This is a genomic window from Curtobacterium luteum (assembly GCF_014646995.1).
Taxonomy (GTDB): domain Bacteria; phylum Actinomycetota; class Actinomycetes; order Actinomycetales; family Microbacteriaceae; genus Curtobacterium; species Curtobacterium luteum.
Map to the genome: position 1 here is coordinate 21,797 of NZ_BMOI01000004.1, position 11,397 is coordinate 33,193.

General features: G+C 72.4%; 11 protein-coding genes. 2 read left to right on the top strand and 9 right to left on the bottom strand.

Annotation, left to right across the window (positions count from 1 at the left end; translation table 11 throughout):
- The first annotated feature begins 3 nt into the window (after positions 1-3).
- The gene (locus tag IEY20_RS06010) at positions 4-489 is read left to right on the top strand and encodes an aminoacyl-tRNA deacylase (RefSeq protein ID WP_175328622.1); all 486 of its coding nucleotides are present in this window, start codon (positions 4-6) and stop codon (positions 487-489) included.
- A gap of 55 nt (positions 490-544) precedes the next feature.
- Here the strand turns inward: IEY20_RS06010 and IEY20_RS06015 are convergent, their stop codons facing one another.
- The 4 genes from IEY20_RS06015 to IEY20_RS06030 all read right to left on the bottom strand — a co-directional run bounded on the left by IEY20_RS06015 (position 545) and on the right by IEY20_RS06030 (position 4,186).
- Positions 545-757: a hypothetical protein gene (locus IEY20_RS06015; protein WP_175328623.1), complete on the bottom strand. Its 213-nt coding sequence runs from the start codon at positions 755-757 to the stop codon at positions 545-547.
- Positions 754-1,488 carry a DsbA family oxidoreductase gene (locus tag IEY20_RS06020; protein WP_175328652.1) on the bottom strand — a complete coding sequence of 245 codons (735 nt, stop codon included), beginning with the start codon at positions 1,486-1,488 and terminating at the stop codon, positions 754-756. Before IEY20_RS06020 ends, IEY20_RS06015 begins: the two co-directional genes overlap by 4 nt.
- A gap of 148 nt (positions 1,489-1,636) precedes the next feature.
- Positions 1,637-3,022: a glycine--tRNA ligase gene (locus IEY20_RS06025; protein ID WP_175328624.1), complete on the bottom strand. Its 1,386-nt coding sequence runs from the start codon at positions 3,020-3,022 to the stop codon at positions 1,637-1,639.
- A 114-nt stretch (positions 3,023-3,136) separates the two neighbouring features.
- Complete coding sequence (locus IEY20_RS06030; protein ID WP_175328625.1) at positions 3,137-4,186, bottom strand: aminotransferase class V-fold PLP-dependent enzyme; 1,050 nt, start codon at positions 4,184-4,186, stop codon at positions 3,137-3,139.
- A 70-nt stretch (positions 4,187-4,256) separates the two neighbouring features.
- Here IEY20_RS06030 and IEY20_RS06035 point away from each other — a divergent pair, with 70 nt between their 5' ends.
- Positions 4,257-5,174, top strand: a complete 918-nt coding sequence (locus IEY20_RS06035) for a LysR family transcriptional regulator (RefSeq protein WP_175328626.1) — start codon at positions 4,257-4,259, stop codon at positions 5,172-5,174.
- A 191-nt stretch (positions 5,175-5,365) separates the two neighbouring features.
- Here the strand turns inward: IEY20_RS06035 and IEY20_RS06040 are convergent, their stop codons facing one another.
- From IEY20_RS06040 to IEY20_RS06060, 5 genes are all read right to left on the bottom strand, one after another.
- Positions 5,366-6,163: an isoprenyl transferase gene (locus IEY20_RS06040; RefSeq protein WP_175328627.1), complete on the bottom strand. Its 798-nt coding sequence runs from the start codon at positions 6,161-6,163 to the stop codon at positions 5,366-5,368.
- On the bottom strand, positions 6,160-6,999 hold the full coding sequence (gene recO / locus IEY20_RS06045) for a DNA repair protein RecO (RefSeq protein ID WP_175328628.1): 840 nt from the start codon (positions 6,997-6,999) through the stop codon (positions 6,160-6,162). The genes IEY20_RS06040 and recO overlap by 4 nt, the downstream gene beginning before the upstream one ends.
- Before the next feature lie 153 nt (positions 7,000-7,152).
- A complete protein-coding gene (gene leuA, locus IEY20_RS06050) occupies positions 7,153-8,901 on the bottom strand; it encodes a 2-isopropylmalate synthase (RefSeq protein WP_188888963.1) in 1,749 nt (582 codons plus the stop codon).
- A gap of 332 nt (positions 8,902-9,233) precedes the next feature.
- The gene (locus IEY20_RS06055; protein WP_188888965.1) at positions 9,234-10,637 is read right to left on the bottom strand and encodes an ABC transporter permease; all 1,404 of its coding nucleotides are present in this window, start codon (positions 10,635-10,637) and stop codon (positions 9,234-9,236) included.
- On the bottom strand, positions 10,634-11,386 hold the full coding sequence (locus tag IEY20_RS06060) for an ABC transporter ATP-binding protein (RefSeq protein WP_022904309.1): 753 nt from the start codon (positions 11,384-11,386) through the stop codon (positions 10,634-10,636). Before IEY20_RS06060 ends, IEY20_RS06055 begins: the two co-directional genes overlap by 4 nt.
- Positions 11,387-11,397: the final 11 nt, after the last annotated feature.

Below are 11,397 nucleotides of genomic sequence, written 5' to 3' on the forward strand. Positions count from 1 at the left end.
CACATGACCGACACCGGGATCGCCCGCTTCGACGCCGACGCCGCCGCCCGAGACCTGCGGGTGGAGGTGGTCGAACGGCCGGCCGCGGACTCGCTCGCGGATGCCGCCGCGCTCCTGGGCATCCAGCCCGGTGACATCGTCAAGACCCTGGTCGTGAAGCGCCACGACGGCGGGTTCGTGCTCGCGCTCGTCCCGGGCGGCCGGAGCATCGCGTGGAAGAAGCTCCGCGCGGTCGTCGGCGTCAACAAGCTCTCGATGCCGGACGCGGCCACGGCGCTCGAGGCGTCCGGCTACGAGCGCGGCACGATCACCCCCATCGGCGCGACCGGCGACCTGCCCGTGTACGCCGACGAGCGGATCCTCGGCCGCCGCATCGCACTGGGCGCCGGGCGCCACGGCGCGAGCGCGTTCGTCGAGGCGGACGACCTCGTCGCGGCCTACCGTGCGACGGTCGCCGACATCACCGACGAGGAGCCGACCCGCGACTGATCGTCAGCAGCTGACGATCGATCGCCGCCGGTCGGTCACGGTCGGTCGCCGTCGATCAGTCCGGGACTTCCGTCCAGACGCCCTCGGCGCCGGGCACGGTCGCACCGGGGACGAAGCAGGCGTCGCCTTCGCAGACGGGCGCACCTCCCGGGGTGACGAGGCTGAGCAGCGCCGGGCGCGGCTCCCCCGTCAGCGCGTCGGGCACCGACACCGGCGGTGCGGCCTGGAGTCGCGGCTCGACCGCACCCGTCGGCTGCAGCGCCGTCATCGGGTCGCCTCGGCATCCGCGTGCGCGTCGTCCGCTGCACGCTGAGCCGCCTCGGCGAGCTCCTCGGGCGTGGTCGCACGGAGCTGCACGACCTGCTGCAGCACCTGCGCGAACGTCGCCGGGTCCTGTGCCCCGGAGACGCCGTACTTGCCGTCGATGACGAAGAACGGCACACCGTTGATGCCGAACGCCTCCGCCTGAGCCTGGTCGGCGCGGACGGCGGCGAGCTGGGCGTCGTCACGGAGGGTGGCGAGCACCTCGTCGCGATCCAGTCCGACCGACGCCCCGAGGTCGGCCAGCGACTCGTCCTGCCCGACGTGCTCCCCGCGCTCGAAGTACGCGGCGAACAGGCGCTCGACCATCTCGAGCTGCTTGCCGTGCTGCTTGGCGAGGTGGATGACCTGGTGTGCCTTCACGGTGTTCGTGTGGCGGAGGGCGTCGTAGTCGTAGCGCAGCCCGACGGTGGCGGCGATGCCGGCGACCTGGTCGATCATCTGCTGGGCCTGTTCGACCGGGAGCCCCTTGTGCCCGGAGAGGAACTCGGCCTCGGTGCCCTCGAAGTCGACGGGCGTGTCCGGGCTCAGCTCGAAGGAGTGGTACTCGACCTCGACCGGGCGGGCGTCGGGGCCGGCGCCGAACACGGCCACTCCCGCCTCGAACTTGCGCTTGCCGATGTAGCACCAGGGGCATGCGATGTCCGACCAGACATCGACCTTCACGGAGTCGTTCACGCAGACGACAACGCGCGGCATGCGTGCTCATTCCCGCCGCACAACCAAAATCACCTCGCGCCGCGGGATCGCGTGGTTCGAGGTGACTTTGGTTGTGCGAAGCGCATCCGCGCCACGCCGGCCTGCGCCGCGTCGCGCCGCGTCGCGCCTAGGCGCCGAGGAGCCGCTGCGCGAGGTACCCCTGCAGCTGGTCGAGCGAGACGCGCTCCTGGCCCATGGTGTCGCGCTCGCGGACCGTGACGGCCTTGTCGTCGAGCGTGTCGAAGTCGACGGTGATGCAGAACGGCGTGCCGATCTCGTCGTGGCGACGGTAGCGACGGCCGATCGCGCCTGCGTCGTCGAAGTCGACGTTCCAGTGCTTCCGGAGGTCGTCGGCGAGCCCCCGTGCGACCGGCGAGAGCTGCTCGTTGCGCGACAGCGGCAGGACCGCGGCCTTGACCGGAGCGAGGCGCGGGTCGAGGCGGAGGACGGTGCGCTTGTCGACGCCGCCCTTCGCGTTCGGGGCCTCGTCCTCGTGGTAGGCGTCGATGAGGAACGCCATGAGGGCACGGGTGAGGCCGAACGAGGGCTCGATGACGTAGGGGACGTACTTCTCGTTCGCCGCCTGGTCGAAGTACCGGAGGTCCTTGCCGGACGCCTCGATGTGGTTCTTGAGGTCGAAGTCGGTGCGGTTCGCGACGCCCATGAGCTCGCCCCACTCAGAGCCCTGGAACCCGAACCGGTACTCGATGTCGGCGGTCGCGTCGGAGTAGTGCGCCCGCTCGCCGTCCGGCACGTCGAAGCGCCGGAGGTTCTCGGGGTCGATGCCGAGGTCGGTGTAGAACGCGACCGAGTCGGCGATCCACTGCTCGTAGTGGGTCTCGGCGTCGGCCGGCGGCACGAAGTACTCGATCTCCATCTGCTCGAACTCGCGCGTGCGGAAGATGAAGTTGCCGGGCGTGATCTCGTTGCGGAACGCCTTGCCGACCTGTCCGATGCCGAACGGGGGCTTCTGCCGGCTCGTCGTGACGACCTGCGCGAAGTCGACGAAGATGCCCTGCGCGGTCTCGGGGCGGAGGAAGTTCAGACCCTCCTCGGACTCGACCGGGCCGAGGTACGTCTTGAGCATGCCGGAGAACTCGCGCGGCTCGGTCCACTCACCGCGGGTGCCGCAGTTCGGGCAGGCGATCTCGGCCATGCCGCCCTCGGGCTTCCGGCCCTTCTTCGACTCGAACGCCTCGAGCAGGTGGTCCTCACGGAAGCGGTGGTGGCAGTGCAGGCACTCGACGAGCGGGTCCGTGAAGGTCGCGACGTGGCCCGAGGCCTCCCACACCTTGCGGGGCAGGATGACGGCGGAGTCGAGGCCGACCATGTCGCCGCGGCCACGGACGAACCGCTGCCACCACTGGCGCTTGATGTTCTCCTTGAGCTCGACGCCGAGGGGCCCGTAGTCCCACGCGGAGCGGGATCCGCCGTAGATCTCCCCCGACTGGAAGACGAAGCCACGGCCCTTGGCCAGGGCGATGACGCTGTCGAGACGGGAGGACTGTGCCAAGAGGGACTCCAGGGATCGCCGGACTGGGTGCCCGGTGCGGGAAGGTACCGGGCAAGCGTACCGGCCTCGCGGCCGTCGGCGGACGGGAGGCGCGGCACCTGTGGACGGGTCGTCTCACCCCACAGGTCTGAAGCCGGACAGTCCCCCGAGGACGTCGACCACGCGCGTCACGTCCGCGTCGTCGTTCCAGAGGTGGAACGCCAGGCGGAGCCGCCCGGCCCGGCCGCTCGCCGTGAGGCCGGCGTCGGTGAGCGCGCGGAGCGCCGAGCCGTCGGCGTCCGGGAAGGTCGTGATCGCCTGACCGCTCCGGGGCGACCCGAGCGCGTCCGCGAGCCGGTCCGTGAGGCCGGTGGCGTGCCTCCAGGCCGATGCCGCATCGACGGCGGCGAGGTGCCGCAGGGCGGCGACCGCCCCGGGCCAGGCCTGCCACGCCGGTGAGACGTCGAACCGGCGCGCGTCGGCGGCGAGGCGCATGTCCGGGCCGTAGCAGGACGACCACAGGTCCTCGCCCGCGTACCAGCCGGCCTGCACGGGTCGGAGCCGGGCGAGCGCCTCGTCCGAGAAGGTCGCGAACGCGACGCCACGCGGTGCGCACAGCCACTTGTAGGCGTGCGTGACGGTCACGTCGACGGGCGCGGCGGACACCGGGAGCACCCCGGCCGCCTGCGTGAGGTCGCACAGGGTGAGGGCCCCCGCAGCGCGCGCCGCCGCGACGACCGGCTCCGGTTCGGTCACCTCGCCGCTCGATGACTGGACCGCGGACCACGCGACCATCGCGGCGCCCGGGCGCACTTCCTCGGCCAGCCGGTCGAGCGGGACACTCCGGACGTGCACCCCGCGATGCGCCTGCGCGAGGAACGGGAAGACCACGGAGCTGAAGTCGCCGTCGGGGACCACGACCTCGGCACCGTCGGGCAGGGCGGCCGCCGCGACCGCGACCATCGCGGAGGTCTGGGAGCCGGTGGCCACGCGTGCCGGGTCGACGCCGACGATGCGGGCGAAGAGCGAACGGCCCTCCTCCACGAGCGCGCCGTACGCGAGCGGCGTGGACGCGCCGTGCTCCCACTCGGCCAGGTCGGCGCGCATCGCAGCGAGGGTCCCGTGGGTCGGGAGCCCGGCCGTGCACGCCGCGAGGTAGCCCGAGCCGTCGACGAAGGAGTCCATGCCTCCACCGTGGCCGTGGTGGAGGCATCACACCAGAGCAGGCTTCTTCGATCCCCCATAACATGACGTTGTGGACGAGATCGACCCCCAGCTGCTCCGCGTCCTGCGTGCCGTCCGCGACGCGGGCTCCATCAGCCGCGCCGCCGTCGCCCTCGGGTACAGCCAGCCCGCGGTCAGCCAACTGCTCGCCCGTGCGGAACGACGACTCGGACACGACCTGGTCCTCCGCGGCGCGCGCGGCGTCACGCTGACCGAGCCGGGGCGGGTCCTCGCCGAGCACGCCCCCGCCGTCGAGGCCGCGCTGGCCGCTGCCCGCGAGGACCTCGACGCCGTCGGCGGACTCGCACGCGGACGGGTGCGGATCGCCGGCTTCCCGAGCGCGTCCTCCACCCTGGTACCGGCCGTCCTCGCGACCATGGCGCACGAGGCGCCCGGCGTCGTCACCTCGTACGTCGAGGCCGAGCCGCCCGAGGCCGTCGAGCTCCTCCGCCGCGGCGAGGTCGACGTGGCGCTCACGTTCTCGCACGCGCTGCAGGACGCCGACCCCGGCGTCGACCCGACCCTGCTCGTCCGCGTCCTCGGGCAGGACCCGCTCGCCCTCGTCACCCCCGCCACGACGGACACCGTCACCGCCGTCGGTCCCGCCGACCTCGCCGAGCACCGGGAGGCGCGCTGGATCGGCGGCTGTCCGCGCTGCCGCGGGCACCTCCTCGCCTCGTGTGCGGCCTCGGGGTTCACGCCGGACATCGTGCTCGAGACGGACAACGCGGCGGCGGTCGTCGGGCTCGTCGCAGCCGGGCTCGGCGTGGCGCTGCTCCCGCGGCTCGCGCTCCGAACGACGGTCGTGCCGGCCGGGGTGACGGTCACGCCGGCGGGCGAGGAGCTCGCGCGGCGCGTCGAGGTCGTGGTCGCGCGGGGCGCGGACCGGGTGCCGAGCGTGCGGGCGGCGCTCGGCGCGGTGCGGTCGGCAGCGCACCTGCTCGGCTGAGCACGTGATCCGCTGAGCGGGGCGCGCCGGGTTGGTCGCACGACGTGCCGCCAGCGCGCCGTCCTGGTCGCACGACGTGCCGTCGGCGGCGGCCTCGGCCGCCACGTTCCGCGACCGACGCGGGTCGCACCCGCGCGTGGTGACGCCGTGTCCGACGGGAGGCACGGTGCCGGCCCGCTACGGGCCTCCTGTCAGGCGGTCGGTGCGTCCACGGCGCCGCCGTACCGACGGTCGCGGCGCGCGTACTCCTCGATCGCTCCCCAGAGGTCGGTGCGTCGGAAGTCCGGCCAGAGCCGGTCGAGGAAGACCATCTCGGCGTACGCCGACTGCCAGAGCATGAAGTTCGACGTGCGCTGCTCCCCCGAGCTCCGGAGGAACAGGTCGACGTCGGGCAGCTCGGGCACGTAGAGCCGCTTCGCCAGGGCCTTCTCCGTCACCTGGCTCGGCTTCATGCGCCCGGCGGCGACGTCCTCCGCCATGCCCCGCACGGCGTCGACGATCTCGTTCCGGCCGCCGTAGTTGACGCACATCGTCAGCGTGCACACGTCGTTGTCGGCGGTCATCCGCTCGGCCGCCTGCAGCTCGTCGACGACGCTGCGCCACAGCCGAGGGCGGCGACCGGCCCAGCGGATCTTCACGCCCCAGGCGTGCAGTTGGTCGCGGCGGCGGTGGATGACCTCGCGGTTGAAGCCCATGAGGAACCGGACCTCGTCGGGCGAGCGCTTCCAGTTCTCCGTCGAGAAGGCGTACGCCGACACGTGCCGGACACCGATCTGGATCGCGCCGGCGACGACGTCGAGGAGCGAGGCCTCGCCGGCCTTGTGCCCCTCGACCCGGGTGAGGCCGCGCTGGTTCGCCCACCGGCCGTTGCCGTCCATGACGATCGCGACGTGCTCCGGGACGAACGGCGCCGGGATCGCGGGCGGCTGCTCGCCGGTCCAGTCGAGGGGACGCAGGGGCTCGGACTCGGCGTACCGGCGTGGGCTCATGCAGGGGTTCCTTCGGCGTCGGCGGCGGTCGGGGTCGGTACCGCGGGGGTCGGGGTCGCGGCCACGGCGGCCGGCACACCGCCCGGGGTCGGGGCGACCGGGGCCGGGTGCTCGGTGCGGTCGACGTGGGGCAGCGACCGGAGCGATCGTTCCAGGTGCCACTGGGCGTACGCGGCGACCACGCCGGACGCACGGGAACGGGTGCGCTCGTCGGCGGCGTCGACCGTGCTCCAGTCCCCCGCGAGCAGGGAGCCGAGCAGGCCGAGCGTCACCGGGTCGAGCCGGGGCGTCCCCGGCGGGGCGGCGTGGTCTGCGACGACCCCGCCGAGCTGCACGACGAAGGCCGAGTGCGGCCCCGGCTCCCCCGTGACCGCGCAGTCGCCGAACGAGGGCGCCCACCCGGCGATGCTCATGGCCCGGAGCAGGTACGAGTCGAGCGTCGCCGTCGCGGCGTGCTCCCCGCGGGCGAGGGACCGGAGCGCACCGACGAGCAGGAGGTACTGCTGGAGCCCGGCGTCCGCCTCGCTCAGCCGGTCGGCGGTCTCGACCATCGCGCTCGCGGCCGTGTACGCGCCGTAGTCGGCGACGATCTGCGCGCCGTACGAGCCGAGGGACTCCGCCTGGGTGACGATGTCGAGCGAGCGACCCTCGTAGAACTGGGCGTCCACGACCATGAACGGTTCGAGTCGGCTGCCGAACTTCGAGGCCGTGCGCCGGACACCCTTCGCCACGGCGCGGATCTTGCCGTGCTGCCGGCTGAGCATCGTGACGATGCGGTCGGCTTCCCCGAGCTTGTGGGTGCGCAACACGACGCACTCGTCCCGGTACAGCGGCATTGCTCCAGTATCCCCCGGTCCACCGACGCCGGCGCGCTACGGGCGTGCCTGGCAGAACCGGGCGTCCCCGGCGAGACCGGGCGGCGACGCGACCACGCACCGGAGGCGCGGTGCGGGACGGACCCGCACCGCGCCTCCAGGCAGTGACCGTGACTAGGCCGAGACCAGCTCCGGCGACGCCGTGCCGGACGCGGCACCCGCGCGCACCGCGCGGTTGACGGCGCTGACGATCGCCTTGAGCGACGCCGTCGCGATGTCGGCGTCGATGCCGACGCCCCACAGCCGGGTCCCGTCCACGTCGAGCTCGACGTACGACGCGGCCTGGGCGTCCCCGGAGGCGCTCATCGTGTGCTCCGAGTAGTCGTAGAGCGTGACCGTGATGCCCTGCCCCGCGAGGATCTGCAGGAAGGCGTCGATCGGACCCGTGCCCACCGCGTCCGCGGTGACGGCGCCGTCGTCGACGCGCATCGCCACCGACAGCGAGGTCGTTCCGTCGAAGTCGCTCGAGGTCGCGGTCTTCGTGATCTCGTAGCGGCCCCACTTGTCCTCGTCGACGGGGGCGGGCAGGTACTCGTCGCGGAAGAGGTCCCAGATCCGCTCGGAGGAGAACTCGCCGCCCTCGGCGTCCGTGTGCTGCTGCACGACGCCGGAGAACTCGATCTGCAGCTTGCGGGGCAGGTCGAGCGCGTGGTCCGTCTTGAGCAGGTAGGCGACCCCGCCCTTGCCGGACTGCGAGTTCACGCGGATGACGGCCTCGTACGAGCGGCCGATGTCCTTCGGGTCGACGGGCAGGTACGGCACGGCCCATGCGATCTCGTCGACCGATGTTCCCGCGGCCTCGGCCTTCGCCCGCATGGCGTCGAAGCCCTTGTTGATCGCGTCCTGGTGGGAGCCGCTGAACGCGGTGTAGACGAGGTCGCCCGCCCAGGGCTGGCGCTCGGGCACCGGCAGCTGGTTGCAGTACTCGACGGTCCGCTTCACCTGGTCGATGTCGCTGAAGTCGATCTCGGGGTCGAGGCCCTGCGTGAACAGGTTCATGCCGAGGGCGACCAGGTCGACGTTGCCCGTGCGCTCACCGTTGCCGAACAGGCAGCCCTCGATGCGGTCCGCGCCGGCCATGTAGCCGAGCTCGGCGGCCGCGACGGCGGTGCCGCGGTCGTTGTGCGGGTGCAGCGAGAGGATGACGTCCTCGCGGTGCGCCAGGTGTCGCGACATCCACTCGATCGAGTCGGCGTAGACGTTCGGGGTCGCCATCTCGACCGTCGCCGGCAGGTTGATGATGACCTTGCGCTCGGGCGTCGGCTGGAAGACCTCGAGGACGGCGTTGCAGATCTCGACCGCGACCTCGAGCTCGGTACCCGTGTAGGACTCCGGCGAGTACTCGTAGAACACCTGCGTGTCGTGCTGCAGGTTCGCCTCGGCCGCCTTGCAGAGCTCGGCACCGTGCACCGCGATGTCCACGACACCCTGCACGTCGGTGCGGAACACGACCTCGCGCTGGACGATCGACGTCGAGTTGTACAGGTGCACGATGGCCTGCTTCGCACCGTCGATCGCCTCGTACGTCCGGTTGATGAGGTGCTCCCGCGCCTGCGTCAGGACCTGGATCGTGACGTCGTCCGGGATCGCACCCTCGTCGATGAGGGAGCGGACGAAGTCGAAGTCGGTCTGCGAGGCGCTCGGGAACCCGACCTCGATCTCCTTGTAGCCCATGCGGACCAACAGGTCGAACATGGCCCGCTTGCGCTCGGAGTCCATCGGGTCGATGAGGGCCTGGTTGCCGTCGCGGAGGTCGACCGCGCACCACCGGGGAGCGCGATCGATGCGCTTGGTCGGCCAGGTGCGGTCCGGCAGCTCGACGCGGATCTGCTCGTGGAAGGGGACGTACTTGTGGATCGGCATCCCGGAGGGGCGCTGCGTGTTCTGCGTCGATTCGTCGCTTTCGTCGTCAGGTGTGTGTCAGGCCACGACGGACTCCGCGACGAGGTGGGCCGTTGTGTCAGGCCTCGTCGCGGCAGCGAAGGAGGAGGAGTGCCGGGTACATCGGCTCCACCGTAGCACTGGTGTACCAACCGTGTGCAAGCGGCCGGGAGGCACGGGGCGGGTCCGCCACGCGCCTCCCGACCGGTGGTCGCCTCCGCAGGCGACGCGCGCGGCCAGTCGACCGCGAGCGCCTCCGCAGGGGCCGTGCGCGGCCAGTCGACCGCGAGCGCCTCCGCAGGCGCCGTGCGCGGTCAGTCGACCGCGAGCGCCTCCGTCGGCGGCACGCGCATCGCACTGCGGACCGGAGCGATCGTGGCGACCACCGCGAGCACGAGCGCCCCGACCACCACGACCCCGATCGTCGCCGGCGGCAGGACGGGCGTGACGACGGTGCCCAGCGTGCCGAGGAGCGTCTGCCCGCCGACCCACCCGTAGAACACCCCGAGGACGAGCCCCGTCAGCACGGCCGCGACGACCATCTGGACGGCCTCGGTGACGATCATCCGGCGGACCTGCGCCCCGGTGAGCCCGAGGACGCGGAGGAGCCCGAGTTCACGTCGACGCTGCAGGACCCCGAGCGCCAGCGCGTTCACCACACCGACCGCGGCGATCACCGCGGAGAACCCGACGATGACGCTCACGACGACGTTGAGCTGCACGAAGAAGTCGCGCTGCGCCTCGACCGCCGCCGGCGTCGAGCCCGGCTGCCCCGAGACGACGGTCTCGAGCACGTGCTGCATGATCCCGAGCGCGACCGCGAACGTGACGAGCAGGGTCACGCCGATCACGAGGCCGATCGTCGCTCGCGAGGACCGCCCCGGCGCACGCATGGCGTTGCGTCCGGCGAGCAGGACCACCGGGTCCTTCGCGCCGATCCGTCCGATCAGCTGCAGGACCGGGGGCATCACGATCGTGGCCCCGAGGGCGACGCCCGCGAAGGACACGAAGCCGCCGAGTGCGGCCGGCAGCACGGCGGCCGGCGACAGCGCACTGCCGGCGAGGCCGATGACGATCAGGCCGCCGCCGACCACCATGAGCACGACGGCCCAGACGAAGCGGGCGCGACCCGAACGGACGTCGTCGTGGCTCGGCTCGACGCTCGAGGACAGCGCCTCGCGCGGGGTGACCGTGAGCACTCGGCGGGAACCCACGGCGAACGCACCCCAGGTCGCGAGGACGACGGCGACGACCGGCAGCACGAGCTCCCACGGCACGAGTGTGTACGCCGTGTCCGGCAGGAACCCGGTGCCCCGGAGGACCACCACGAACACCGCACTCGCGCCCGTGCCGACCACGGCGCCGAGGAGACCGCCGACGACGCCCACGAGGAGTCCGGCGCGCGTGATCCGCGCCCGCAGCGCAGCGCCGGTCGCACCGACGAGCCGCTGCAACGCGATCACGCGGGTCTGCCCGGCGATGATGGTCGCGCACGTGTTCGCCGTGACGATCGACCCGACGTAGAGCGCGATGCCGAGGAACAGCCAGCCGACGACGGACAGGATCGCCTGCACGCTGGCGATGCCGTCGAGGCCGGTGGTGGCGAGCGCCTCGGACACGATCCCCGGTGCGATGACGAGGGCGGACCCGAAGGTGGTGCCGAGCGCCGCGACGAGGATCGTCGGCCGGAACGCACGGAGCGAGGTCAGGGTGTTCACGCGGCGGCCTCCATCCCGAGCATCGTGGCGGAGATCTCCGCCGCGTCCATCCCGGGGCGGTCCCCCACGATCCGGCCGTCCGCGAGGAACAGGATGCGGTCGGCGTTCGCCGCGGCGACGGGGTCGTGCGTGACCATGACGACGCTCTGGCCCCAGTCGTCGACGGCACCGCGGAGGATCGCGAGCACGTCACGACCCGTCCGCGAGTCGAGTGCGCCGGTGGGCTCGTCGGCGACGACCACGGCCGGCCGCGAGGCGAGCGCCCGGGCGATCGCGACGCGCTGCTGCTGACCGCCCGACAGCTGGTGCGGGCGGTGGGTCAGGCGGTCGCCGAGGCCGAGCATCGCGACGAGCCGGTCGATCCAGGCGTCCTCCTCGCGCGAGGTCCGGTGTCCGCCGAGCAGGAACGGCAGCCGGATGTTCTCGCTGACGTCGAGCGTCGGCACGAGGTTGAACGACTGGAAGACGAAGCCGAGCCGGCGGCGACGGAGCTCGGTGAGGTCGCGGTCACCGAGGCCGGTGACGTCGACCCCGTCGATCTGGATGCGTCCGGCCGAGACGGCGTCGAGGCCGGCCGCGACGTGCATGAGCGTCGACTTGCCGGATCCGGACGGTCCCATCACCGCGGTGAACTCACCCGCGCCGATGTCGACGCTGACGTCGTCGAGGGCCGTCACGCGGCGAGCGGCGTCCCCGTGGTGCTTGGACACGTGGTCGAGGCGGATGATCGGGAGGTGGCTGCTGGTCATGGCTCAACGAT

Coding starts and splice junctions, on each gene's coding strand:
- IEY20_RS06010 (WP_175328622.1), top strand. CDS start 4: ATGACCGACACCGGGATCGCCCGCTTCGACGCCGACGCCGCCGCCCGA.
- IEY20_RS06060 (WP_022904309.1), bottom strand. CDS start 11,386: ATGACCAGCAGCCACCTCCCGATCATCCGCCTCGACCACGTGTCCAAG.
- IEY20_RS06030 (WP_175328625.1), bottom strand. CDS start 4,186: ATGGACTCCTTCGTCGACGGCTCGGGCTACCTCGCGGCGTGCACGGCC.
- IEY20_RS06015 (WP_175328623.1), bottom strand. CDS start 757: ATGACGGCGCTGCAGCCGACGGGTGCGGTCGAGCCGCGACTCCAGGCC.
- recO (WP_175328628.1), bottom strand. CDS start 6,999: ATGCCGCTGTACCGGGACGAGTGCGTCGTGTTGCGCACCCACAAGCTC.
- leuA (WP_188888963.1), bottom strand. CDS start 8,901: ATGCCGATCCACAAGTACGTCCCCTTCCACGAGCAGATCCGCGTCGAG.
- IEY20_RS06040 (WP_175328627.1), bottom strand. CDS start 6,163: ATGAGCCCACGCCGGTACGCCGAGTCCGAGCCCCTGCGTCCCCTCGAC.